The sequence below is a fragment of the Candidatus Saccharimonadales bacterium genome, from assembly GCA_036388415.1.
GTDB lineage: Bacteria > Patescibacteriota > Saccharimonadia > Saccharimonadales > UBA4665 > UBA4665.
Genome location: DASVRW010000002.1, coordinates 1,065,525 through 1,088,957, shown reverse-complemented (window position 1 = coordinate 1,088,957; position 23,433 = coordinate 1,065,525). Strand labels below are relative to the sequence as shown.

At 48.0% G+C, this 23,433-nt stretch carries 25 protein-coding genes, 4 tRNA genes and 1 other RNA gene; 11 read left to right on the top strand and 19 right to left on the bottom strand.

Annotated elements, in window-relative coordinates; all coding sequences use genetic code 11:
• Positions 1 to 510: 510 nt before the first annotated feature.
• The 5 genes from VF575_05810 (at position 511) to rplT (ending at position 3,891) form a co-directional block, all read left to right on the top strand.
• A complete protein-coding gene (locus VF575_05810; protein ID HEX8183081.1) occupies positions 511 to 783 on the top strand; it encodes a hypothetical protein in 273 nt (90 codons plus the stop codon).
• The gene (locus VF575_05805; protein HEX8183080.1) at positions 780 to 2,483 is read left to right on the top strand and encodes a YifB family Mg chelatase-like AAA ATPase; all 1,704 of its coding nucleotides are present in this window, start codon (positions 780 to 782) and stop codon (positions 2,481 to 2,483) included. Before VF575_05810 ends, VF575_05805 begins: the two co-directional genes overlap by 4 nt.
• A gap of 230 nt (positions 2,484 to 2,713) precedes the next feature.
• Positions 2,714 to 3,319 carry a translation initiation factor IF-3 gene (infC, locus tag VF575_05800; protein HEX8183079.1) on the top strand — a complete coding sequence of 202 codons (606 nt, stop codon included), beginning with the start codon at positions 2,714 to 2,716 and terminating at the stop codon, positions 3,317 to 3,319.
• A gap of 29 nt (positions 3,320 to 3,348) precedes the next feature.
• Positions 3,349 to 3,543 (top strand): bL35 family ribosomal protein, encoded by a 195-nt coding sequence (locus VF575_05795; protein HEX8183078.1) that lies wholly within the window; start codon positions 3,349 to 3,351, stop codon positions 3,541 to 3,543.
• 3 nt (positions 3,544 to 3,546) lie between these two features.
• Positions 3,547 to 3,891 carry a 50S ribosomal protein L20 gene (rplT, locus tag VF575_05790; protein HEX8183077.1) on the top strand — a complete coding sequence of 115 codons (345 nt, stop codon included), beginning with the start codon at positions 3,547 to 3,549 and terminating at the stop codon, positions 3,889 to 3,891.
• Positions 3,892 to 4,009: 118 nt separating this feature from the next.
• On the opposite strand, the gene VF575_05785 is transcribed toward rplT, so the two are convergent.
• The 3 genes from VF575_05785 to VF575_05775 form a co-directional block, all read right to left on the bottom strand.
• On the bottom strand, positions 4,010 to 4,513 hold the full coding sequence (locus VF575_05785) for a hypothetical protein (protein HEX8183076.1): 504 nt from the start codon (positions 4,511 to 4,513) through the stop codon (positions 4,010 to 4,012).
• 36 nt (positions 4,514 to 4,549) lie between these two features.
• Positions 4,550 to 4,986: RNase P RNA component class A (gene rnpB / locus VF575_05780), an RNA gene on the bottom strand.
• A gap of 53 nt (positions 4,987 to 5,039) precedes the next feature.
• Positions 5,040 to 5,843 carry a ribonuclease HI family protein gene (locus tag VF575_05775; GenBank protein HEX8183075.1) on the bottom strand — a complete coding sequence of 268 codons (804 nt, stop codon included), beginning with the start codon at positions 5,841 to 5,843 and terminating at the stop codon, positions 5,040 to 5,042.
• 54 nt (positions 5,844 to 5,897) lie between these two features.
• On the opposite strand from VF575_05775, the gene VF575_05770 reads away from it, so the two are divergent.
• Positions 5,898 to 5,973: transfer RNA gene (locus tag VF575_05770), tRNA-Pro, on the top strand.
• A gap of 293 nt (positions 5,974 to 6,266) precedes the next feature.
• Here the strand turns inward: VF575_05770 and VF575_05765 are convergent.
• Positions 6,267 to 6,881 (bottom strand): site-2 protease family protein, encoded by a 615-nt coding sequence (locus VF575_05765; protein ID HEX8183074.1) that lies wholly within the window; start codon positions 6,879 to 6,881, stop codon positions 6,267 to 6,269.
• A gap of 241 nt (positions 6,882 to 7,122) precedes the next feature.
• Between VF575_05765 and rpmB the strand changes: the two genes are divergently transcribed.
• On the top strand, positions 7,123 to 7,326 hold the full coding sequence (gene rpmB / locus VF575_05760) for a 50S ribosomal protein L28 (protein HEX8183073.1): 204 nt from the start codon (positions 7,123 to 7,125) through the stop codon (positions 7,324 to 7,326).
• Positions 7,327 to 7,423: 97 nt separating this feature from the next.
• Here the strand turns inward: rpmB and VF575_05755 are convergent, their stop codons facing one another.
• The 7 genes from VF575_05755 to VF575_05725 all read right to left on the bottom strand — a co-directional run bounded on the left by VF575_05755 (position 7,424) and on the right by VF575_05725 (position 13,381).
• On the bottom strand, positions 7,424 to 8,056 hold the full coding sequence (locus VF575_05755) for an MBL fold metallo-hydrolase (protein ID HEX8183072.1): 633 nt from the start codon (positions 8,054 to 8,056) through the stop codon (positions 7,424 to 7,426).
• Positions 8,057 to 8,073: 17 nt separating this feature from the next.
• On the bottom strand, positions 8,074 to 8,715 hold the full coding sequence (locus VF575_05750; GenBank protein ID HEX8183071.1) for a transcriptional regulator: 642 nt from the start codon (positions 8,713 to 8,715) through the stop codon (positions 8,074 to 8,076).
• Positions 8,716 to 8,752: 37 nt separating this feature from the next.
• Positions 8,753 to 9,625, bottom strand: a complete 873-nt coding sequence (gene miaA, locus VF575_05745) for a tRNA (adenosine(37)-N6)-dimethylallyltransferase MiaA (protein ID HEX8183070.1) — start codon at positions 9,623 to 9,625, stop codon at positions 8,753 to 8,755.
• A complete protein-coding gene (locus tag VF575_05740) occupies positions 9,622 to 9,957 on the bottom strand; it encodes an MGMT family protein (protein HEX8183069.1) in 336 nt (111 codons plus the stop codon). The genes miaA and VF575_05740 overlap by 4 nt, the downstream gene beginning before the upstream one ends.
• The gene (locus tag VF575_05735) at positions 9,944 to 10,549 is read right to left on the bottom strand and encodes a hypothetical protein (GenBank protein ID HEX8183068.1); all 606 of its coding nucleotides are present in this window, start codon (positions 10,547 to 10,549) and stop codon (positions 9,944 to 9,946) included. Before VF575_05735 ends, VF575_05740 begins: the two co-directional genes overlap by 14 nt.
• A gap of 10 nt (positions 10,550 to 10,559) precedes the next feature.
• Complete coding sequence (thrS, locus tag VF575_05730; GenBank protein ID HEX8183067.1) at positions 10,560 to 12,395, bottom strand: threonine--tRNA ligase; 1,836 nt, start codon at positions 12,393 to 12,395, stop codon at positions 10,560 to 10,562.
• 909 nt (positions 12,396 to 13,304) lie between these two features.
• A tRNA-Val gene (locus tag VF575_05725) sits at positions 13,305 to 13,381 on the bottom strand.
• A gap of 661 nt (positions 13,382 to 14,042) precedes the next feature.
• Here VF575_05725 and VF575_05720 point away from each other — a divergent pair.
• Positions 14,043 to 14,348, top strand: coding sequence for a hypothetical protein (locus VF575_05720; protein HEX8183066.1), 306 nt, complete (start codon positions 14,043 to 14,045; stop codon positions 14,346 to 14,348).
• A gap of 74 nt (positions 14,349 to 14,422) precedes the next feature.
• Here the strand turns inward: VF575_05720 and VF575_05715 are convergent, their stop codons facing one another.
• From VF575_05715 to VF575_05700, 4 genes are all read right to left on the bottom strand, one after another.
• Positions 14,423 to 16,048 (bottom strand): hypothetical protein, encoded by a 1,626-nt coding sequence (locus VF575_05715; protein HEX8183065.1) that lies wholly within the window; start codon positions 16,046 to 16,048, stop codon positions 14,423 to 14,425.
• 7 nt (positions 16,049 to 16,055) lie between these two features.
• Positions 16,056 to 16,415: a hypothetical protein gene (locus VF575_05710; protein ID HEX8183064.1), complete on the bottom strand. Its 360-nt coding sequence runs from the start codon at positions 16,413 to 16,415 to the stop codon at positions 16,056 to 16,058.
• Positions 16,416 to 16,577: 162 nt separating this feature from the next.
• Positions 16,578 to 16,652 (bottom strand) — tRNA-Gly (locus VF575_05705).
• 173 nt (positions 16,653 to 16,825) lie between these two features.
• Positions 16,826 to 16,902 (bottom strand) — tRNA-Thr (locus VF575_05700).
• A 154-nt stretch (positions 16,903 to 17,056) separates the two neighbouring features.
• Between VF575_05700 and VF575_05695 the strand changes: the two genes are divergently transcribed.
• Positions 17,057 to 17,965 carry an NAD(P)/FAD-dependent oxidoreductase gene (locus VF575_05695; protein HEX8183063.1) on the top strand — a complete coding sequence of 303 codons (909 nt, stop codon included), beginning with the start codon at positions 17,057 to 17,059 and terminating at the stop codon, positions 17,963 to 17,965.
• A gap of 3 nt (positions 17,966 to 17,968) precedes the next feature.
• Here the strand turns inward: VF575_05695 and VF575_05690 are convergent, their stop codons facing one another.
• Positions 17,969 to 18,397 carry a VOC family protein gene (locus VF575_05690; protein HEX8183062.1) on the bottom strand — a complete coding sequence of 143 codons (429 nt, stop codon included), beginning with the start codon at positions 18,395 to 18,397 and terminating at the stop codon, positions 17,969 to 17,971.
• 123 nt (positions 18,398 to 18,520) lie between these two features.
• Positions 18,521 to 18,979, bottom strand: a complete 459-nt coding sequence (locus tag VF575_05685; protein ID HEX8183061.1) for a hypothetical protein — start codon at positions 18,977 to 18,979, stop codon at positions 18,521 to 18,523.
• Between the two features lie 478 nt (positions 18,980 to 19,457).
• Here VF575_05685 and VF575_05680 point away from each other — a divergent pair, with 478 nt between their 5' ends.
• Positions 19,458 to 19,997, top strand: a complete 540-nt coding sequence (locus tag VF575_05680) for a hypothetical protein (GenBank protein ID HEX8183060.1) — start codon at positions 19,458 to 19,460, stop codon at positions 19,995 to 19,997.
• 174 nt (positions 19,998 to 20,171) lie between these two features.
• Positions 20,172 to 21,974 carry an ABC transporter ATP-binding protein gene (locus VF575_05675; GenBank protein HEX8183059.1) on the top strand — a complete coding sequence of 601 codons (1,803 nt, stop codon included), beginning with the start codon at positions 20,172 to 20,174 and terminating at the stop codon, positions 21,972 to 21,974.
• A 58-nt stretch (positions 21,975 to 22,032) separates the two neighbouring features.
• Here the strand turns inward: VF575_05675 and VF575_05670 are convergent, their stop codons facing one another.
• The gene (locus VF575_05670) at positions 22,033 to 22,320 is read right to left on the bottom strand and encodes an STAS-like domain-containing protein (protein ID HEX8183058.1); all 288 of its coding nucleotides are present in this window, start codon (positions 22,318 to 22,320) and stop codon (positions 22,033 to 22,035) included.
• A gap of 14 nt (positions 22,321 to 22,334) precedes the next feature.
• Positions 22,335 to 23,303, bottom strand: coding sequence for a hypothetical protein (locus tag VF575_05665; protein HEX8183057.1), 969 nt, complete (start codon positions 23,301 to 23,303; stop codon positions 22,335 to 22,337).
• Positions 23,304 to 23,433: the final 130 nt, after the last annotated feature.

Genomic DNA, 23,433 nt, shown 5'->3' with positions numbered 1-23,433 from the left:
GTAAGGTAGTCTGAGCGTTATCGGTCTGAGCGTTTTGGACGTTTATATGCCCTGTGCAATTGCTACTATGGTTTGGACCCATGTGGCTATTGCTGCCGTTCAGACCGTTTGTAAGTACAATCGAATTTTTATTTTTGTAATTTTTATTTTGTAACTTACAATTTCAATACTACTACAAAGCATAAGAATTGTCAAGTAGTTTCTATATCGCACTGATATTTTTCCAAATAAGCATACGTGTAGCTATCTAGCGCAGCCAAAAATAGAATTTTTCCTAAAATATCTGAATAACGAAGTTGTTAGATATTTCATAGTTTTATCGTTGCTACTCCAGTACGATTGCTATGTGGATGTCCGTGTGAGGAACAAAAATACGAAAAAACCTCGTGATATGCATAAGCAGATTGAACTGTTACAACAATGATAAAAAAGTTATACACAGGAATCTGTACCTATAGTTGAAATTGTTATTGACACTTTAAATGACAATTTATAAGATAGGCGTAGCACTTGAATAAAAAAAGTGCTCAAAAACAAAGAAGACAAAAAAATAGTGACAACGGTTTCTCGCAAGTCGTTGTCACACCAAAAGACAATCAAAAGAAATGCACTCACCTAAAAACTAAACCGCAAAATCGAAACTTCAAAAATAAATCAAAATATGAAAAACCCGCCCCTCACCTGGCGGGTTTTTCATATATAGGCAGCATCTATAACAAATCTGCAATTTATATTTCTCATGCTTGCTATTGGCCGTTTGCGGGTTACAATCAAATTTTATGAGTAGTAATGTTCAGAGCTTATTAGACTACGGATCGTCAGGTTTGATCGTCGACATCGAATGCCATTTATCAAATAGTCTTCCTAATATTGTGATTGTCGGTTTTGTCAGTAAAGCCGTTGATGAAGCCCGCGAACGAGTCAGAAGCGCCTTTGCCAGCTCTGGTATCGATCTGCCTCGCAAGCGTATTACTATCAATCTCGCACCGGCCGACATACCAAAAGCAAGTAGCAGCTTCGACCTGGCCATTGCCGCCGCCATCATGCAAGCCGCGGCAGCCGTCAAGAAACCTGCCAAGCGAGCAGCGCATACAGTACCGCTCATTCCGCGGTCAGCAACGGTCCGGACGACAATAACGAAATCAGCCGTTGATATAGCTGCGCATACACCTGTCAGCCTCGGCATGCATACAGCCGTCATGGGCGAGCTCGGACTCGATGGATCAGTCCGGCCAGTTCGCGGCATTATCGGCAAGATTACCACCGGTAGAGTTATGGGCATAACGACGTTCTACATCCCGGCCGGCAATCTACCTCAGGCGAAGTTAGTGCCTGGTGTGACGCTCGTGCCCGTTACAAAGCTGTCGGAACTATACAATTATCTGCTCGGTGGTGTCGAACAGCCGTCGATACATACCAACGCGCCAGATGAAGCCGATGTTCCCCTTAGAGCAGTATCAGCGGCAACTGCGACCGCTTCGTCTCAGACGACGCCGAGCCAGCCAGTTGCCCTCAGTGACGTCATCGGCCAGGAGCAGGCCAAACGAGCGCTTGAGATAGCCGCAGCCGGCGGTCATAATTTGTTACTCAACGGCCCGCCTGGCACCGGCAAAAGTATGTTGGCTCGTGCCCTGCCGTCCATCATGCCGATACTGACACGTGAGGAAATGCTGGAAGTAACCCATCTGCACAGCCTGGCCAGTAAGGAATATGACCGTCTTGTCGTTGAACGGCCCTTCCGGGCGCCGCATCACAGCGCCAGCCATGTTGCCATTGTTGGCGGCGGAAACATACTTCGGCCCGGCGAAATCAGCTTAGCCCACCGCGGTGTCTTGTTTTTTGATGAATTACCGGAATTCAACCGTGCGACTATCGAAGCGCTGCGTCAGCCGCTTGAGGACCGCACGATTACCATTGCCCGCGCCAATGACCGTTTGGAATTTCCGGCAAGCTTCATCCTGATTGCAACGGCCAACCCCTGTCCTTGCGGATATTACGGTACCACTACATCCGAAAGCAGCCAGGGGCGGCGCTGCGCTTGTGCGCCAGCCGCCATACAGCGCTACCGTGCTAAACTTTCCGGGCCGATACTGGACCGAATTGATCTATACAGTGAAGTACATGAGGTTGATCATGGCAGCCTCCTGAACGCGTCAGGCGCCCTAGGCCAGACAACTGACATCGCAACTAAAAACCGTGTCACAAGCGCGCGGCAGCGCCAGACCGCCCGCTACGGTGGCATAGCCAAGCTGAATGCCAGTATGACTAACCGTGACCTGACGGAGCATGCGCAGCTCACCAAAGACGCTAAAGCCCTGCTCGACACGGCAGCACAAGGCCTGGACCTGTCGGCCCGCGCTTACATGCGCTCCGTCAAGGTAGCCCGGACTATCGCCGATCTGGCCGAAAGCCCGGCCATCGAACCTGTCCATATTTCCGAGGCGCTGCAGTACCGCAGCCGGAATTACCAGACTGCGCTGTAACCACGTGTAGTTTTATCTTCACTAACCTGAATCTCAAAACCTCCCATGAGCCTCGTCAACCTGTCCGCCCCTAAAATCCTTCATCTATGATGAATTAAATTTTGGGGCCGCCCCGCAGGTTGCCACTCAAGGTGGAGTTTTGAGATTCAGGTTTACCAAAGTTGACCCGGCCCTTCTCATCTGGTAAAATAAAATCCGTTATTAACACCTAAGCGAGGAGACTCACCGTTATAAGCAAGACTACCCGCCTGAACGGACATATTCGGGCGTCACAGCTACGAGTGATTGACCAAGATGGATCTCAACTTGGCATCATATCCCGCGGCGAAGCATTGCGTCTTGCCGAGGAACAGGGTCTCGACCTTGTAGAGATCTCCCCTGATGCTGACCCGCCAGTTGCCAAAATTGTCGACTGGGGAAAGTTCAATTACCAGCGGACGAAGCAGGCGCAGAAAAACAAGCGCACGACCAAATCCCTGGAAATGAAACAGATGCGTTTCGGGCTCAAGATCAGCGATCACGACCTAGGTGTTAAAATGAAAAAAGTAAATGGCTTTCTCGATGCCGGCCACAAAGTGAAGATCACGGCGTTCTTTCGAGGCCGCGAACTTGCACACAAAGATCTCGGCTTCAAAATTGCCGAGAAAGTCATCAATGACTTTGGCGACAGTATCGTCGTTGATCAGGCACCGCAGCTTGCTGGCAAGCAACTGAGTTTCGTCGTCAGGGCCAGCCCTACGAGAGTAAAGGAACTGCAAAAAGAACAAAAAGCAGCTCTGGCAGCCTCACAAACTCCCGATACCACTACCACACCAGGCCGCACCACCATCGAATAACAACGAATAACGTAAGATAAGGAATCAGTATGCCGAAGCTCAAAACTCACAGCGGCACCAAGGACCGCGTCAAGCTGACCAAGAACGGCAAAGTTCGTGTTGGCAGCCCCAACAGGAACCACTTTATGTCAAAGAAGAGCGGCAGCCGCAAGCGCAGCCTGGCCGGTCTTCATACCCTTCTTGGCGCAAATACCAAGATTCTTAAGAAGAAATTAGGAGCATAACTTATGCGAGTCAAAAGAGGCGTTACCAGCCACGCCAAACACGCCAAGATCCGTTCAGCAACCAAAGGCTTTAGCCACCCTAACCGCGTTAGTATCAAGCGGGGCCGACAAGCTGTCACCAAATCACTGCAGTTTGCTTACCGCGACCGACGCAATAAGAAGCGGACATTCCGCGCACTGTGGAACGCCCGTATCAACGCTGCAGCCCGCTTAAATGGCACGACGTACTCACAGCTGATTTCCAGCTTAAGCACTGCCGGCATCACACTTGACCGCAAAGTACTAGCTGAGCTGGCAGTTAATGAGCCCACTGCCTTTAGTTCTGTTGTAAAGGCTGCTACAAAGTAGTATTTTCTTATCTGTTATTCGTAAGTTGAATACAAAAAAGCTTCTGCCCTTCAAGCAGAAGCTTTTTAATTGATATCATTAGCTGGCAGTCTCAAAAGAGCACTGCAATGCATACAAACTATGTGTTGCGAAGATTGATTCCCCGCGCCAATTGGCCAGCAAGCTGTTCATGAATAAGCTCGATTTGCTCACCACTAAATTCCGGATACCTATCTACAATGCCGTGCGAGCCATCCAGAGTCATGACATAGCAGCCAGTTTCATCAAATGTCCGGCCGGTTCTAGCACTCAGACCAACAATACCATAGTCCCTGTCATCGACTGCGGGTTCCCGTGTGGACCCGGCGGGAGGAACTAATGACGATCCGAGCTCTTGAACACCTAAGACAATTGCAGGATCGAATATCCTTTGGGATGCTTCTTCTATATTCACCCGATCATAAGGACCATCGTCCTTAGGTACCGCAGTTTGGGGATATTCATCCTGTAGTGCTCGTGCCCATGACAGTAGAGTTCCTGCCTGATGATGTCTGTCTGTATACGTATCGAAGAACTCCATTGTCGTCGACTCGCCCCATACATTTTCAGGTTTTTCATGAAAGGACGGCGTTTTTTCTGTCATAAGTATTCCTTGTCATCAAAGATTATAATCAATATAGTAGCCAGATTATCTATAAGCCGGGTTTTGTCGTCCATGCTAGTTGCCCACCGTGGACGGCTAATCATCTATCTAGTCGTATCGTTGCCGATATGATCGAGCGGTTCTTATGATGAATCCTTAGCGGGTACTTCGAGGTTTAGCCTCAAAGAATCCATCTCCTTGCAGCAGACAGGGTTTACCGTCTTCCAGCGTCACCGCTGGTCGATACAAGCTCTTACCTCAGCGTAATTGCACTTATCGTGCTATCACACAGGCCTAGCAAGCTAGACTGCTCGTTTCACCCTTACCATTGCAGCCGAAGCTGCGTAGGCGGTTTTGTTTCTGTGGCACTTTCCCTAGGGTCGCCCCCGGTCGCCGTTAGCGACTGTCTTGCCCTGTGCTGCCCGGACTTTCCTCTTCGATATTGCTACCGAAGCGATTAGCCGATAATCTGGCTGTGCTTAGTATAGCCCCTATGGCTATTTATGACAAATATGGCGTAGGCATATTACGCAGTGTTAGCCGCTGACTGCTGTGCATCAAGTGTTCGGTTGACTGCAGTATCAGCCGGCCGGTTCAACTCGCGTGGCACATGCGTAAAAGATGTATGCGTAAATGACTTTAGTAATTCCCGAATAGCTTCATGAACCGGCCATAAATCACGGTTCTTGACCTTAAATAAACCCTTTATTTGATTAACGACCATCATGCTGTCCATGTAGACAAATATGTCAGTCGCGCCCATGGCGTTGGCTTCAATTAATGCAAACTTGAGTGCTAGATACTCCGCCTGATTATTGGTCGTAACTCCGAAATAGACACCTTTATCAACCAAAAGCATGTCATTCGTTGCATCTAATATTACATAGCCTCCGGCCGAAGGACCAGGATTACCGCGCGAACCTCCATCAGTATATATCTTCAGCTTTTTCATCATTTTTGTTGTATTTGAAACATCGCTGATCTGTTGATCGCTGGTTACTAATATTTTAACAACAGATAATATCGTTGTTTCTGAAACATCATTATTGTTTTGATTTTGTAGTGTTGTGATAAGAGTATCAAGCGAACTGTAGCCGAATGCTCCTATATCGCTGTCGGTCAGACTGCCAAGCTGTTTTTCAATTATCTGCTCTATCCTGGCACTGCCTATAACGTTCCATGACTCTACCCGCTGCGGATCGCCCATGTCTATGATGCGAACTTCATCGTGTACCACTATACTATCGTCGCTAGGCAGCCGCACGATTGTGTCGAGTTGGCCGTGAGCAATTAACTCGGCAATTGCATGATCTAATTGAAACGACTTCATATGCCTCATTATGCCACAGGCCCTTCTAATCATGTATACTATGTCTGCATCTATCGGGGTGTAGCGCAGTTGGTAGCGCGTACGGCTGGGGGCCGTGAGGTCGCAGGTTCAAGTCCTGTCACCCCGACCAATAACGATATTAACAATACCTACATTTGCCTTGAGACGCCACATATACAATACCCGCCTATGAAGGCGGGTATTGTATAGTCAGGCTGCTGGCGTGATTAACCTGAGCAAAAGCTAGGTGGGAACCTGCACTTGCAGGCCGAAACCTGCAAAAATATTAGGCTCCCTAATGATTAGTATTCAGATAATCATTTACCAGCTGAGTCCGAAGACTCATTGCCTGACCACCTCTTATTATACTGAGCTTCGGCAGCTGATGCTACTCGCGCTTACAAAACCGCAACATATAGCACCCTACACTATGAGCTGCTGCACCGACATAACGAGGTCATAGATGAACGGCCCAAAGTCACCGAACAAAATCAGGCCAAAGATGATGAACAGTCCATATGGCTCAATCTGTTGCATGAAGCGCTGCACTGGCTCCGGTGCAAAGGCATAGAGGACGCGCGAACCGTCGAGCGGCGGTATCGGAATCAGGTTAAAGACGAACAGGCTGACATTCAAATATATGAAGATCATGGTAATGTCTTCGAGGACGCCCCCTGGCATGACCATCTTGGCAAACACCGCACCCAGGATTGCTAGTACCAGGTTGGACAGCGGTCCGGCCGCGGCAATCATGGCGGCGCCGAATTCATCAAATTTCACTCTGTCGGGGTTGAACGGGACTGGTTTGGCGGCAAGGATCGGCGCCTGGAACAGTATCAAGGTAATTGCCGGTAGTAGCACCGTCATAAACGGATCGATATGCTTGAGCGGATTAAGGCTGATTCTCCCCTCTTCCGCTGCCGTGTCATCGCCGAGCTTGAGACCGACGAAAGCATGCATAGCTTCGTGCACCGACATAGACACTAGCAGTACACCGATGATGATGAGGATTTGCAGGAGGGTTATTTCGCCAAACATTGTGTATTAGTATAACAGATACAATAATGATGGGTAAGCGTTATAAATAGTACTATACGGCTAGTTCAGGATGTAACTAATCAACAGTATTAGCATTATACGGCTAGTTTCAATCATCTACACCGCCACGCATGCTTAGCAAACAGCAACCGTCTCATCAAAACCTGTGCGTTCGTTGACTTTGCAGCCTCAAATCTGTACAATAACACTTTGAATGATGCAATAAATATAGGGATACAGTATGAACATATGTGAACTCACCGGCAAAGGAAAGCAATACGGCAGCAATGTCAGTTTTTCACAGCGCCACACCAAGAAAGTCTGGAAGCCTAATCTTCAGACCAAAACCATTATCGTCGATGGCAAAAAAGTCACCATGAAGATCAGTACGCAGGCGATTCGTACACTCAAGAAAAAGGGTATCATTACCCAAGCCGCAAAATAGCACCGCTCCGTCGGTAACCGACACTAAAATACCGCTCTGGTAACGAGCGGTATTTTTATTATTAACGTGACCTTTTAGCGTGAACCAGGCTTATTATTTATGACCGTTCGAGCACGGTCAGCTGCATGATCTCCGGCAACTCACCTGGCTTCAGCTTCAGTTTTGATCCACCTTCTATCGGCTCCATCGAAAGCGAGGTGATAGCCTGCTGCAATGTTTGCTGCGGCACTTCAAATTTCAAACTGCTGTCATCATAATGCGTTGGAATGAGGATCTTAGGTTCGATCTTTTTGATAATCTTGAGCGCGCCGACTGGATCAAGCGTATAGCCGTTACCGCCGACCGGTATACACATTACATCGACCATGCCGACCGATTCCAGCTGGCTGTCGGTAAGGTCCGGGTAGATGTGACCGGGAATAAAAATGCTCAGCTCTTTGGAGATAATCTTGTACATAGTAGCTGTCTGCTTGCCGTCTTCATCGATGTGGCTGCGAGCCGGGATGCCGTAAATCGATATGTCAGATACTTCGTACTCACCACCATGATTAATCTCTAGTTTGGTTTCTACTTTGGGCGGAGTATGGGTAATACTGCTACTGAATAGCGCTATATCACCGGCCCGGACGACGCTCTTGGCGCCGAGCTGTGCCAGGTTGTCGTCAATAACGACACGGGCGTTCCTGGTGCTGAGTACGATACAGTTTGCCCCGTAAAATTGTATATCCATATCTGTCGTATCCTTTCTTAGGCCTTTAGCGAGGCATGTTTATCGATTATAACTTGTTTTTTGGCCCGCATGACATTTGATACGAATCGGTCCTTGATCTGCTGCCGGTACTGAAAATCACTCAGGCTCATCATAGTGTAGCGCAGTTCTTTGCCTTCTTTGGATTCCAGGTCTGCCATAAACTTCTGCAGTTTGGTCGTATTGATGTCGCCGACCAAAAACACATCGACACCCGTGGATTCGTCACGGGTGAATTGTCCAGTATAGACAGCAATCTCGACGTTACCAAGTGTCTTTATATCAATATTATCGCTGAAGCTTTGAACAGCCGGGATTTCTGTTGCCGCTGGCAAGCCGCCGCTTATAGCAATAGAGATCTGTGCTGGCAGCTTTTTGCCACTGCCGCCAGCTCCGAATATAATCGTCAGTGGATCAAAATATTCGTATTTTTGGTTTACTTCATAGTAGAGCTTGTTGTTTGTATTGTCAGAGACAATAATGCCGATACTGAGCAGATTCGCCAGCTCGCGGCGGACGGAATTTATTTGTTCATCAATTTTGCGGGTTATCTCGCGCACATAGAATGATCGGTTCGGATTGCTATAAAACAACTGTAAAAGTTTGACGCGAGTTTTGGAGCCGAAGAGTTGTTCAATCATATGCTCATTGTAGCAGTATAAGCCTGCGTATTGAAAGTTATTTGTTCAGAAATGTTGTTGCGATATCTACAGCTTCAGCCACTTTATCATCGGTAGTAAGCCAGTGAATACTTTTGTTACGCTTGAACCAGGTGCGCTGCTTTTTGGCGAGTGCGATCGTGTTTCGTATGATCGCCTGGCGCACTTGTTCGATATTTGGGTGTTCAGCTTCATTGAGCCTGAACTCCCGGTAGCCAATCCCTTTCATTGGTTCCGCATCCCAGCCATAGCGCTCAGCAAGCCGGGCGACCTCCTGTTGCAGGCCGGCTTTCAGCATCGCATCGACACGCATAGATATTCGCTGTACGAGTAGCTCGCGGTTCGGCCGAAGGCCAAGAATTAGGGTATTTGGACGCATATCTTTCCGACCTGGTATTCGGCCATTATTTTCTATCAGCCGGATAATCCGCCGCTTATTCCGCTGGTCGACAACAGACGTGTCCAGACCGAGGCCCGAAGCCCGAGCTAGCAGCGCTTCCAGATCTAACGTATTCAGCTCGCGGCGCAGAACATCGCTAGGCGGCGGCAAAAATTCATAATCGTACAAAACGCTATCAATATACAGGCCCGTACCGCCCACCAGGATTGGTAAGCGTCCGCGTGATGCAGTATCAGTTATCTGCTCCACTGCCAGCCGTTTGAATATTGCAGCACTGAAGCCCTGTGCCGGGTCAGCAATATCAAGCAGGTGATGTGTTATCAACGCCCGCTCAGCCGCAGTCGGCTTCGCCGTACCAACATCGAAATCTTTATACACCGTCCATGCATCTGCACACAAAATTTCGCCACCTAAATGTTGTGATAGTTGTAATGCAAGTGCTGATTTACCAGAGGCGGTCTCACCAATGATGACAATAAGTGGTGCTGTCATACATCCTCCCGCTCTGGCCACCACAGCAGCTTTGCAACATCGACATAATAGTCATCCGAGAGCTCAATGCCTTCATCAATAAGCGCAGCAGCGTGACCGGCCCGGCCACCTGGGTATCCGCTGGCTAGACCGCCCTGCTTATTAACGACGCGTTGCCATGGCAGCTCTGGGTCACCAAAATGAGCAATACCACCAACAATCCGAGCTGCTATCGGACTACCGGCCAGTGCAGCCAATTGGCCATATGTCATTACCCGGCCACGAGGGATTTGACGCACCAAGGCTTCAACCCGCTCCCGAAAGCCACCGGGTACGGCATCAATGCTCTTCAAAATACTCACTCAGTTCTTCCCAATTCCTGCAGCGCTGAAATTCCATAGGGACACGTAGATGCCAGCCGTATTCACCAAACAAAATTGGAGTAATACCGTGTTTTACGGCAGTTTGGCAGTGCTCCGGATTGTCGTCTATCAGCCAACTGGCACCAATATCGGCACACCACTCACCCTTTGATTTTGCTATCACGCTTTTACGTCCGCCGCCGAACACTACCCGTCTAAATATACCCGGGAAATGAATGTTCAGCCACGCGGACGTGGCGACTTCCCAATCTGGGTTCCTGGCAGTTAGCACAACCAGGTCATGATGTTTCTGTAGCTGTTTGAGAACACGAACCGCGCCGAACTTTACTGGCATGTGCGATTGGTCGGATATCATCTGACCTTCAAGGTCTGCATACGACACTGTATTGCCGATGCCGTGCATCTCCCATACGCGTTCGTAGTACCGTGAATATTCACCGGGAATTCTATAATGCTCAGGCTCTAAACTAACACCGTACTGCGTATTTACAACCTGACGAAGCGACTCTGTGCTGTCCGACAGCACATCGTCCAGATCAATAGCGATAATCGGCTTAGCCATCTACTGCTCGCTACAAGCCCTTCAAGTACTCTGCCAGCTTATCGAGCGCCAGCTTATGTTCACCCTGCTGCGTCCTGACGCTGACCTCGCCAGCCTCAACGTCTTTCGGCCCGACGATGAGCTGGACAGGAATTTTCATAGTCGTCGCTTCACGGATTTTTTTACCGAGCGATTCGTTGCGATCGTCGATACTGTAGCGGAGTTCATTGTATTTGAGCGGCTCCATCAGGAGTGTATTGGACAAGACAGCTGTAATTTGCTCAACATACGGCAGCACTGAATCGTTGATTGTTAGGATACGGATTTGCTCAGGAGCCAGCCAAAACGGGAACCAACCAGCAGTTTTTTCTACGTAAAAGCCTAAAAATCGCTCCAATGAACCAAGAATTGCACGGTGAATAACTAACGGACGCTGTTCATCGCTATTTTCGTCAACGTAAGTCAGGTCCATACGGCCAGGAATCAGTAGGTCGATTTGTGACGTAGCGATCGAATCCTCTTTGCCGAGAACATTGCGGGTCTGAATGTCGACTTTTGGTCCATAGAAAGCAGCTTCGCCCTCGGCTTCAACAAATTCAGCACCGAATTCAATGAGCGCCTGGCGAATTGTATTGCCGGCCGACTCCCATGCCGCTTTGTCGCCCTCAAATTTATTTTTTTGGAAATCGGGCAATGACAGACGGTACCAGTAATCAGTAATTCCGAATGTTTCGTATACTTGCTTGAACAGCTGTAAAACGCTCAAAAATTCAGCTTTGAGTTGTTCCTGCGTGACGTATATATGAGCATCATTTTGAGTGATCGGTCCGCGGACTCGAATGAGTCCGGTTAGCGTACCGGATAATTCATGGCGATATAGGCCGGCATGTTCGGCCAGTTTCAATGGCAAATCTTTGTAACTATAAACCAGTTTTTCATACACCTTGTGATGATGCGGGCAGTTCATTGGCGAGACATAAAATTTCTGACCTTCGGAATCAACAATCGTAAACATGTCATCAGCATAAAACTGGGCGTGGCCAGATTTTTGATATAACCGCTCGTGGGCAATGACCGGCGTGTCAACATACTGGTAGCCTTCGGCTTCCTCCATTTGTCGCATGTATCTGCTCAGCAGATTTTTAACCTTGGAACCACGTGGCAATAACAACGGCAGACCTTTACCGACGTCTTCACTGACGGTAAAAAGCTGTAAACTTTCGCCAAGAATACGATGATCACGCTTTTTAGCTTCTTCGAGTATTACAATATGGCCATCAAGTTCTTCTTTCGTTGTAAATGCCACACCGTATATACGCTGCATTTGTGGGTTGTCATCTTTGCCACGCCAGTAAGCACCGGCGACTCTCATGAGTTTGAATGCACCAACAACACCGGTGGATTCGACATGAGGACCACGACATAAATCAAAAAAATCACCATTTTCATAAAATGAAACGTTTTTAACAACGGAATCATGATCTGTCGCTAAGCCTAGCTCAGCAATATCGAGATCTTTAGCTATTGTCGTTCCAGCGCGCTTCAAATCATTTAATAACTCTTCTTTGTATGGTTGCTTGTTGCTTTGAGCCCACGCAATTGCATCATCAACCGGCATTTCGGAACGCTTAAACTGCTGATTTTCGGCAATAATACGGCGCATTTCCTTTTCAATCTTTGGAAAATCAGCTTCCGACAAGGTCGTACCACCGAGGTCAACATCATAGTAAAAGCCGTTCTCTACGACGGGACCGACTCCAAACTTCGTGTCTGGCCATAGGTGCCGTATGGACGACGCCATGATATGAGCCATAGAATGGCGCATTGCGTACAGATTATCGGCGTCTGAATTCAGTTGATCTGCCATAGTAAGCATGTCCTTTGCTCTGTTGATTGATACTAAAACACTTCTAGATTATGTATGCGTGTCGCATATATTCACCATACGACCGACTGACTCCACTCTATGTGATGAAAATGGAATGTCGTACAATATTGACTGTCATTATGCCGGATATAATCAGGCATCTGCGCCGAGTCTGGGTGTACGTGTCTGGCGACAGATATGAAACCTATGGTCATTTATAGCTACGTAGCACTTGTCCTTATAATACCATTTCAACCATTGTTATAGAAGCTGCCTCTCATTACAATCAAAATCTTTGACAACAAAAAAGCGGTTCAGAGATCTCGCATTTCTCTGAACCGCTCTAGGAAATGCAGTATTACTACTGCGGGTAAAAACACCCTGTCAAAACTCACCTACAAAGTAGTATACCAAGCTTAGTACTATACGGCTAGTATATTTATGGTGTTTTTTGTACATACCCACTTGTGGATAACGTAAACCAAAATATACCTCCTACGACGTAATTTTGGAATAATCCATATACAGTCGTGTGCTCTGCTCTGTTGGTAATGTTCTGAGTAAATTCACAATTGTCTATGACAAATATTTTGTGTGCATTTGTTATGCACTGAACTTATTGTAACACCCGTGAATACATTTTCTGTACGATTCCTCACACTGCAACAATATTCGTTCAAGTATGTGGTTCGTTGACGCAGTTCGTTGTCCAAGTCCGCACGGCCTAGCCGTCTCGCGTACATATATGCTTTGCAGCCGTACCGATCTGCATCATTCTTGAGCATAAAAACGTAACGTAACTGTGCAACCAAGGAGCGGTTACGTGGAGTACGAACAGTATATTTTATGGAAATGAACATACTTAAAGCTTGGTATACAAAAAGACCCTCCTGCAAGGGTCTTTTTGTATGGTGGGCGATAGAGGATTCGAACCTCTCACCTCCGCAACGTCAATGCGGCGCTCTAGCCAAATGAGCTAATCACCCGATAAACTGTCGCCTGGTATCAAATTTGCTTGGTACGGAGGCTACTGTGATAACTAACATCTAAGACTATAGCGTAACAGATGTAAAATGGCAATCCCAGCTTGTAACGTGTTTTTGAAACTGAGTAACCATAAGCTTTACAATCGTACGCTAATATTGACATATATGTTTCCGATATGTTAGGATACATTAGGTTAAACAGGGACTTTATGTGAGTACCAGCAAACAACAAGCGTTGGATGATTTCCAGTTGTTCTACGAAGAATTGAGCGCAACGCAACCAATTAGCCGTATCAAGCGCAAACGCCTCGATGCCTAATATAGTAATACTATAGTATAGAATTAGCCTCACACGACAAAAACTCCAGACATACACATGTCTGGAGTTTTTGCATTTAGCGATAATTTCAGCTCTGTATAGGTCGTTATAATCAATTTAAGCAGCGTCTCATGATGTTTCAGTCATATACACAGTCCGACGTCACGCATGCAACTTGTAGGCATATCCACCCGTTATCCACTTGCTATTTTTATTCCCTGATGACAATATGTAGCTATGGTATGTGCATATTGTTCGGCTGAAACGCAGGTTATAAATTCCCGTCCTCAGAAACGGACCAACAGTGTATGGCGGCGCCGGAAATGTACCACCTGCCAAAGCGTGTTCACGACCATAGAACAGGTTAGCTATGAGAAATCTTGGGTCGTACAATATATCAGCAGTCCGGATCAGGCGTTTATGCGTGACAAGCTACTAATCAGCGTTAACGCCAGTTTACAGCATAGGCCGACTGCCCTACCCGACGCGCTTGAACTGACAGCGACCATTATCGGTAAACTCGGCAGCGTTACTCAGCACGGCGAGTTGACGTCAACTGCCATCGCCACGATGACGTTCGAAACCTTGCAGCGTTTCGACAAAGTCGCAGCAACCGTCTACCAGGCTTTCCACCAAGATGTTTTATGATATGGCTGGTTTGCTTCCAGACCACGTACTATGGCCGAGTACTCGTCTTTAGTATACGAAAATCGGCAAGTTACTTATTCCTTGGAATCGCGTGAAATTGTCTCACCCTGCGTCGTAACGACAGCTTTTTCGGTCACGTCAAACTTATCCAAATATTTGCCAAGCATCAGACGGGTCTGAGAGTACAGCGCGGCGAACGAATTATAGAAAATGGTCGTAACGGGTAGATACAACCACTGCAGCAGTACAAATAATGAACGGTGCCGTTTATAGCGGGCTGGCCGTGGCGGCAGTGTCTTAAAGCATACAAACAATGACGCACTCAGCCCAATAAGCGCAACTGTCTGAATATTACTGACAATTATTGGCAGCTCATTGGCAGCGTAACTATCTTGATGCACGAGTGCTGGAATAAAGCCGGCAGTCAGCGATATCAGCGGACCGACCGCCCAGGTGACATGCCCTTCGACTAGGCGCCAGACTTTGGTAAACAAATCAAACTTTGGAACATTATTCTTTTTGAAATATCCCTGAGTAATAACATAGGCGATGTCGGATGCGCCGTAGGTCCAGCGGCGGAGCTGTATAAACTGCGCTTTTAAAGTCTTGATATAGCCGTCGGCCAATACTGCATCCTGATATATCGGTATATACAGCGGTAGCACCCGGTAATTACCGTCGAAGCGAAAATACGATCGCCAGAATTGGTGACCGTCTTCAACGATTGTCCGCACACTCCAGTAATCTGTTTCAATGAGCGATTTCATACCCTGCGCGTGTGCTGAAAAATTGCGTAACATGTGGGGGCGCAGCGACTGCACGATATTGAAGAATGTATTGCCGGTGGCAATCACCCGCATCGGTGCGGGCGCATCCCAGATATTGTTGTTGTATACCGATATCGGCTGAACTGAGATATGCTCGGGGTCTGGATAAATGGCGTACATGTAGCTGAGCGCGGCCAGGTATTTCGGGTGTGGCCGGTTGTCGGCATCAAGCGTCGTAACGACGACGCGTAGCGGATCAATGTCCTCTGCTTCAAGATATTTTTGCAGTAAGCGGGCGGCGTAGGTAATGTTGCCGCCTTTGCCGCGAATTTCGCCCGGTATATCGTGCGGATGTTTGATAGCCATGGCGTGCATAAAAACGTCTTTGTATTCTTCGACGAGCTCTTTCGATTGCTTTTCGATATGTTCGCCGCCGCGCTCCTCGTATGCCAGCACCAAAATGACCTTTTTCATATCATAATCTGAATCAATCAATGACTGGATGGTCGGCTGAACGACTTCACGCGTTTCGTTGTAAGTAGCGATCATTGCAACATGAATAATGTCCGATGGCGGTAAAATCGCCGGTTTGACTTGCAGGCGCATAATATTATCAAGATGCCAGGTCGGCCGCTTCGAAGTAGCATGAGCCACTTTACCGCTCTCCAGTTCGTCAAGCATATCTGACCATGGCAGCTTTTTGTGTCGTTCCATTGTCCGATATCCCTGGAGCGCCCGCAAATTGACGCCGACGCTGCGCGCAAAAAATATCAGCAAATACGCTAAGATAAACACTGATGCAACGGTAACATTGATAAGGCTCAGGACAAGCGGCAAAAATAACATTGACCAGCTGAGCGCACCAGGCATGATTTCAAAAATCCGATATTTCCAGCCGCGTTCGTGATTATATGGAATCTCAATGTCAGTCATGACGCACCTATCTTAATACCAATAGCGCATTACTGACAATTGTCGACATAACCAGCAGCAGCGCGCCGAGCGCCAGTACAATCACCGAGACTTCGCGTTTAATATCGTATATTCGAACACTCAGCACAAAGTGCACCACCAGCACTAGCAGCGCAAAGCCAATAAAGGCAATCAGCTCACCGGCATCTCCCGTTTTGAGGGCGCTGATACCCAGGCTTGACCGGTATTCCACGATATAGCCGGCGCTACGACCGCTGTCGAGCTTAAATAAGACCCACACGCTCGCCAAAAACGCCATAAAGACATTAATACTAAGTAGCAACAGGATCAGCCGGTCATGAAAATACTTTTTTGGAATCGTCACCATTGTTAATCATATTGTATCACTTCACGGGCCGGATACGCAGACCTGGGCAATGGACCCAGTAACTAACGTTTAAGTATCTAGCTTTGCTCTGCAGCTTGTCGAGCACGATCACCCGTTAATTCAATATTAAGAATAACTAGCTCAAAAGATTAAATAGAACTGTGGTGCGGGTAGAGAGAATCGAACTCTCCTTTCGACCTTGGGAAGGTCGCATATTAGCCACTATACGATACCCGCAAATCTACATGGATGAGTATAGCAAAACGTTTATATTTGACTCTCGAAACCTACCCATGAGCCTCGTCAACCTGTCCGCCCCTAAAATTTTTATCATAGATAAATAATTTTGGGTCTGCCCCGCAGGTTGCCACTCAAGGTGGAGATTTTGAGAGTCAAGTGTCTATATATCGTGGAGCCATCTAAGGGATTCGAACCCTTGACCCCCGCTTTACGAAAGCGGTGCTCTAGCCAACTGAGCTAAGACGGCAGATTGATGGTCGTAGTTGCGACCAGATCAAACAATATTATAGCAGACAGACGACCCTGAAATTGTTACCTAGCGTCTGTATTTTTACTATATTTCTTTGAATGTGAAAATTCTTAAATTTCAGGCTTGGTCATATGAGTATAATAGCGCTGGCATGAAAACCTCAAAAATATATGATGTCATAATAGTCGGTGGTGGTTACGCCGGGTTGAGCGCTGCGATTTGGCTTGGCAGGTTCCACCGGTCGGTGGTCGTGATATCTTCAGGCCAGCCGCGCAACGCTGCAGCGCATGTCATCCATGGTTATCCGGGTTATGACGGCGAAAATCCCATGGATTTACATAAAAAGATACTGCAGGAAGCCGCAAGCTACGGAGCGGGGTTTGCGCATGGTACGGTAACGCAAATTCGGAAACGAAAGCTATACTTTGCGTGTCAGACAGAGGAAAAACAATATTTAGCCAAACGCGTGCTTGTGGCTACAGGCGTGTCAGACGTCGCACCTGATATTCCCAACTTTGCCGCCTTTGCTGGTGTCACAGCCTGGCAGTGCCCCGCCTGCGACGGCCACGAATACAGCGGTCGCCGTGTTGCTATCATCGGCTGGGGCGCACACATTGCCGGATACGCCCAGGAATTCCTAACCTATACTTCAGACATACTAGTACTGACGCATGGGCACGCCAATGAGATCGACAACGAGGCCAGACAGATCTTACAGGGCTGTAACATTCCTGTCATTGACACCAAGATCGTCGGTCTGCAGCCAAAACCAGACACCACCAGCAAAATCCGCTCGCTCGCCTTGGCCGATGGAGGATCGATACCGGCAGAGGCGATCTTTTACAATATCAAACACTGCCCTCGTCTGGAGTTACTTGAGCAACTGGGCTGCAATATTGCCGACGACGCCGTTGTAATCAACGACAAGCAGGAAACGAGCGTCGCCGGTGTCTATGCAGCCGGTGATATCACCCCACGCGAAGAGTTAGTAGTCGTCGCTTGCGCTATGGGGACGAGCGCCGCCAGCAATATTCACGCCAGTTTGCACAATTTCAAATAATTCTTACTCCTGTGCCGAATCTGACACGCCTGATATATTGACCATCCAGTTTATACCGTACTTGTCAGTACACATGCCAAATGCATCACCCCACGGCGCGGCACTCAGTGGCAGCGTGGCGGTACCGCCAGCGGACAACTTTTCGTAATAGCCGCGTAACTCTGGCTCATTATCACCACTGAGCGATATTGCTCCGTTACTGCCCGGCTTAAACTCCATACTCGTCGGCGTGTCGGATGCCATCAGCACCATGCCGTTTTCAGTTTCAAGCATGGCGTGCATAATCCAATTAGCTTCAGCCGGATCATGCGGCATGCCGCCCTCGGCAAACGTAGATTTCGTTAGGTTACCACCGAAAATTTCTTGATAAAATGCAACGACTTCTTCGGCATTGCCTTGAAAACTCAGGTAAGGATTTAACCGGGTCTGCATTGTTTCTCCAATCTATTACTACTTGAATTGTATATTCAGTATATACCCAACCAAATCGAGTTAGTAGCAAAAAAGCCAGGTCTCCCTGGCTTTTATAGCGTTCGGACAAGCCGAGTAGCAGGGCTAGAATGTCCCGGCTATCTGCGTTAGTCCCTTGATGTAGTTCTCAGCCTCAGCCTTGTCGGCAGAGCTAATCGGCTCGCCTTTGACGCGGCTGACTGTCTCATAGAGCTCGCGGGCGTACTGCTCGATAACCGGCAGCGTAATTGCCTCACGGTCCATCTTGACAGAGGCCAGGTTGATAGCCTGCCCGATTGCCCACTGGGCTCGGATGGCATTATCATCGCGCTGGTAGCTCGGCTTAGCCTTGGAGACATCGGCTACCTGTCGCACAAAGCGGTCACCGCGCGGGTTCAGGTAGCTGCGAACCTCGCCACCGAAACCGAGTTTGGCCACGTCACGGCTGTACGTCTTGAGCTTATAGTCGCTGCCGTCGGCTGCGCGTAGGGTTACTTCCCAAATTGTCCGCTTGCCGTCTGGCGATTGCCAAATTTGCTGAGAGTTAGTTGTCTTTACGTGCATATGCTTGTTCCTCGTATCTATATAGCGCCCGCATAGTGTGTATTGGCGGTGCTAGCTTTATAATAGTTATATATAATAGTTATATATTATTCTTGCTCCTGTTTGGGCCTCTTTGAGAGTGGAGCTTCCCTGTTATATCGTGCCTTACCCCTTCCCGGTAAGGTCTGTTAGACGTGACGTACCACTCGGATTCCCGCGGTTATGAGCCAGATGCAGTATGTATGCGGGCGACTGAAGAGATGTGATTTACTATATTTAGTATAGCAAAACTGGCAGTCATGTGTCAAGACTGCCAGAAGCGTTATGCAATGAATATGATAGATTTGCCCCGTCGGCCGATCTACTTACGAAGTTCGTGCGAGTGGCTTTAGGATTACCATGCACGACAGACGTAGGCATCGACCACTGTATGTGTTAAATAATCCATTGCATAAGCACAATTTGTGTGGTATAGCGTAAGTACTAAGGAGGATCACGCATGAAAAAATATTACGTAAGCTTATTACTGGGAGTTGTACTGACAGCGGGTCTAGTGTTTAGCTCAAGCGCATCGGCGGCACCCTATTGCGGTATTGCATGGGGCAGTCAGCCAAAATCAGTCGCCGACAAAGGCGCGGGCGAAGTACTCAAAAATATTAAAACCGGCCGGCACGCTTGTTTTGATCGCATGGTCATCAGTGTATCGGCGGCAAACAAATCAGGCTACAATGTGCGGTACGTATCAAACGTGCGCGCTGATGGGTCCGGACAGCTGATATCACTGGCTGGCGGCGCGAAGCTCAGTATTATCGCCAAATCACCGGCCTACACTTCTGGCGGTTCGCCGACTTATGCAGGTCGAATCAACAGAACGTTACCGGGTGTGAATCTAACTGGCTACACGACATTTAAGGACGCCAAATATGCGGGCTCGTTCGAAGGTCAAACCACGATTGGGCTCGGCGTGCGCTCCAAACTACCATTCAGAGTATTCAGCCTGGACAACCGCATCGTCATCGATGTTGCTCATCGGTGGTAGTAAGCATTATGCTGCATTCCCTGCCGCGTATATGTAATCTAAAAACCCCAGACAAAGTGGGGTTTTTAGATTGGCGTGGCTCGACCGGATTAATCGCACGGCTGCGGGCTTTCTCGATGCGCGCTACAAACCCGTCTATTCTCTTTATTGTTATACTATAATTCGAGACCTCCAATGAGCGAACCGAAGAAGTTGACTACCAAAGAACAAGCAAAAGCAATTGGCGGTGTAGCACGCCTCAGCTTCAAAATAGCTCCCGGGCCCGTACTGTTCAAGTTAGCTGGCGCGTTCATAGATGCCGTCCTGCCAATATTGACCACCTACTTTGCGGCACGAACGACGACCGCATTAGTGGATGCGTATGCCGGTAACAGTGACGCCGGCAGGCAAGCTATAATCTTCATTGTAATTACTGCCCTGCTCGGTCTGCTGATGACCGTTTGGAGAAGCCTGGACAGCTATATCCAATCAAAGATGCGCTATGTAGTCGAAGCGGCAGTCAGCGACCGGATGTATGCCCATTTCCTGGCGCTGGAATTCTGGCGCTATGACGACAAGGATACTGCCGACTTATACGACCGGGCGCTGAAATTCTCACAGTTCTTTTCCTGGATATTTGACCGTCTAGCTTCACTGATATCACAACTGATCGGGGTTGCGGCTGCGACTATCGCACTGGCACTGTTAGAGCCATGGCTCGCCTTGGCAGTGATCCTGGCCATTGCGCCGGGCATATATTTGCAATTCAGGTTGTCCCGTAAGCAAATCGCCCATTGGAACGAAAACGTCGAAGTCCGCCGTGCCCAGAATTTACTGGAATGGCACCTCAACCAGCCGCGATACATCTCTGAACTCCGTTTATACGGTATGGTTGATTTCATGCTGCGCCACCGTCGCAAGTTACGTGACACAGACGAGAAGGGTCGGATTGAGTTTGAAAAGACCTTCATGCCGATCCGGATTGCCACCGATGCCCTCGAAGCCATAGTTGAACTCGGTGCACTGATATGGATAAGTTTGCAGATTATCGGCCGCAATCAACCGGTCGGACAGTTCATTTATGTTCAGCAGGTCGTGTCGCGCGCCATGCAGAACGCTTCGTCGTTTATTTCCACCCTGGGACAGATTGACGAGGACATTGCCAACTTGTTCGACTACGAGCAGTTTATGCAGCTACCGACGCGCAAAGTAGGCGGCAAAGTACTGACTACTCCCCCACAGCAGATCATTTTTGAACATGTAACGTTTTCTTATCCTGGCAGTAAGGCTCCGGCTATCGATAATTTATCGTTTACAATTTCCGCTCATCAGCATGTAGCCATCGTCGGCGAAAACGGCGCCGGCAAATCGACACTTATTAAGCTACTGACCGGACTTTATATACCGACCAAGGGTAGAATTTTACTGGATGGTATTAGTCTCGACGAATATGACATCGCCTCCTGGCATAAACAGCTTGGCGTACTGCAGCAAGAGTTCATACATTATAATTTTGCTACTGCCCGCGACAATGTCCGCTTCGGCGCGGTAGACAGCCCGCACACTACCGAACGTATAAGAGAAGCGCTCAAACTGGCGGAGGCTGACGAATTTGTAACCAAACTACCTCAGGGAGAAAATACGTACGTTAACAACTGGATGGAAGACGATAAAGGCAACAAAGGTGTCGACCTATCTGGCGGCCAGTGGCAGCGGCTGGCGCTAGCCCGCGATTTTTACCGCGCCGCGCCCATTGTCATTCTTGACGAGCCAACCTCAGCCATCGACGCCCTCGCTGAAACACGTATTTTCAAACACTTGTTTGCCGATAAACAGCGTATGGTAATCACTATTAGTCACCGCCTATCAACTGTTCAAAAAGCCGACGCTATATTCATGCTCGAAGACGGTAAACTAGTCGAGAGTGGCACGCATGCAGAGCTGATCACCCAGCAAGACAGATACGTCCGAATGTTCAAGAGCCAGCTCAAGGACTAGCTACCTACAACGTCAGTTGTTATGAAGATAGGTACGGGTGCGACTCTTTTACAAATCATTAGCTTTCTTGCATATACTCAGTTACTGTAATGACAATTTCCCGTACTACCGGACTACAATCTTTATACGATATCTTCTCCAACGCTTCGTTGCCATATTTACGAATTGCATCGCTGATGAGGGCGTGCACAAATGATTGAGTAGCACCAGTTACACCCTCGAAATCTATGATCACTTCCTCATTCTGTTCCAGGGCAGGCATTATAATCTCTACGCGAAGTTTACGTGCCACGTCCTTGTTCTCGGCGAACGTCCCGGCTGCATCTTTAATAACTATGGTCTTCATTGTACTTTCCTTGCTTATATAAACTTAGGCTTTTTATATCGAAGTTTCTTACGTTCTTTTACTGCTTCGGTATACGCACTGCGAATAACTGATAGCAAAGAAGTAAACTCTTTGGTTTGATCTAGTGATATATCGATACCAACTACAGTTCCTGGAAACTTTGGTGCCTGATTAGTCTCCGCATGAGCGTCTTGTTCCGGATTCGCTCGCAGACGAGGCAGACCCTTTCTCCGCTTATCACGTTTCGTTAGCTTGTAAAGCCCTGTACCGCTATAGATTATAAAATAGTCACGTGCAACCATCGCCATCGATTTTACGAAAAACAGGCCTGCGCCTGCGTTATTATCTGTTCCACCTTCGCGTTTAGTAGTGCCCGTGATACCCGGAGCCAGTGCCAGCTTAATCGCATCAATGTCTGTCTTTGCGGGCCAGTTCTCGTGAATAGTTCGCCAGACGCCTACACCCGCATCGCAAATACCCAGCCTTACCATATTCGCCGCCGGGTAATACTGCGCTGCTACGAATGCCCCGGCCTTAGCACCGGAGTGCTCTAGCACATTGCGCACGAGCTCTCCGACCATATACTTAATTGCGTCAGCTTGCTGGGGCTCCAAGTGTAGTAACGGTATCATCTCCGTTATGAATTTTGATTGCTCGTCCTGCGTACGAATCTGTGTGATAGGAATGAAACGACCTGCCGGTTCATGCTCTTCAATTGAATACGGGGACGGCTTTCCCATAACTTCAAACAAGCCCATACGAGCCAAGTAATGTCCCGATGTAGCAGTAACATCATCGATTGTGATGCGATCAACCTTTACCGTTTGACTTAAAGCGGCAATCATAGTGAGTACAACTGGATGAACGTTAACCCATGTATCATGAGTTGTTATTTCAAGTTTATCTGGCTCACTCGGATCAAAGCCATGCAGAAATGACTCAAAATTGCGCAAGTAATCTCTATAGGACAGGAAGATTTTCATACCTTTTATTTTACCTGTAGGACGTGTTTTTGTAAATACACGCTCGACAGAGAGATTGGTGTTTGAAAAACGTACTTGAAAAAAATACGAAAAGCTCTAAAAAGCTTTTTTAATATACTTATTTGATGGG

Excerpts from the sequence above, each read along its gene's own strand:
- VF575_05805 (HEX8183080.1), top strand. The coding sequence starts at position 780 with ATGAGTAGTAATGTTCAGAGCTTATTAGACTACGGATCGTCAGGTTTG.
- VF575_05795 (HEX8183078.1), top strand. The coding sequence starts at position 3,349 with ATGCCGAAGCTCAAAACTCACAGCGGCACCAAGGACCGCGTCAAGCTG.
- rplT (HEX8183077.1), top strand. The coding sequence starts at position 3,547 with ATGCGAGTCAAAAGAGGCGTTACCAGCCACGCCAAACACGCCAAGATC.
- VF575_05785 (HEX8183076.1), bottom strand. The coding sequence starts at position 4,513 with ATGACAGAAAAAACGCCGTCCTTTCATGAAAAACCTGAAAATGTATGG.
- VF575_05775 (HEX8183075.1), bottom strand. The coding sequence starts at position 5,843 with ATGAAGTCGTTTCAATTAGATCATGCAATTGCCGAGTTAATTGCTCAC.
- VF575_05765 (HEX8183074.1), bottom strand. The coding sequence starts at position 6,881 with ATGTTTGGCGAAATAACCCTCCTGCAAATCCTCATCATCATCGGTGTA.
- rpmB (HEX8183073.1), top strand. The coding sequence starts at position 7,123 with ATGAACATATGTGAACTCACCGGCAAAGGAAAGCAATACGGCAGCAAT.
- VF575_05755 (HEX8183072.1), bottom strand. The coding sequence starts at position 8,056 with ATGGATATACAATTTTACGGGGCAAACTGTATCGTACTCAGCACCAGG.
- VF575_05750 (HEX8183071.1), bottom strand. The coding sequence starts at position 8,715 with ATGATTGAACAACTCTTCGGCTCCAAAACTCGCGTCAAACTTTTACAG.
- miaA (HEX8183070.1), bottom strand. The coding sequence starts at position 9,625 with ATGACAGCACCACTTATTGTCATCATTGGTGAGACCGCCTCTGGTAAA.
- VF575_05735 (HEX8183068.1), bottom strand. The coding sequence starts at position 10,549 with ATGGCTAAGCCGATTATCGCTATTGATCTGGACGATGTGCTGTCGGAC.
- thrS (HEX8183067.1), bottom strand. The coding sequence starts at position 12,395 with ATGGCAGATCAACTGAATTCAGACGCCGATAATCTGTACGCAATGCGC.
- VF575_05715 (HEX8183065.1), bottom strand. The coding sequence starts at position 16,048 with ATGACTGACATTGAGATTCCATATAATCACGAACGCGGCTGGAAATAT.
- VF575_05710 (HEX8183064.1), bottom strand. The coding sequence starts at position 16,415 with ATGGTGACGATTCCAAAAAAGTATTTTCATGACCGGCTGATCCTGTTG.
- VF575_05695 (HEX8183063.1), top strand. The coding sequence starts at position 17,057 with ATGAAAACCTCAAAAATATATGATGTCATAATAGTCGGTGGTGGTTAC.
- VF575_05690 (HEX8183062.1), bottom strand. The coding sequence starts at position 18,397 with ATGCAGACCCGGTTAAATCCTTACCTGAGTTTTCAAGGCAATGCCGAA.
- VF575_05685 (HEX8183061.1), bottom strand. The coding sequence starts at position 18,979 with ATGCACGTAAAGACAACTAACTCTCAGCAAATTTGGCAATCGCCAGAC.
- VF575_05680 (HEX8183060.1), top strand. The coding sequence starts at position 19,458 with ATGAAAAAATATTACGTAAGCTTATTACTGGGAGTTGTACTGACAGCG.
- VF575_05675 (HEX8183059.1), top strand. The coding sequence starts at position 20,172 with ATGAGCGAACCGAAGAAGTTGACTACCAAAGAACAAGCAAAAGCAATT.
- VF575_05670 (HEX8183058.1), bottom strand. The coding sequence starts at position 22,320 with ATGAAGACCATAGTTATTAAAGATGCAGCCGGGACGTTCGCCGAGAAC.
- VF575_05665 (HEX8183057.1), bottom strand. The coding sequence starts at position 23,303 with ATGAAAATCTTCCTGTCCTATAGAGATTACTTGCGCAATTTTGAGTCA.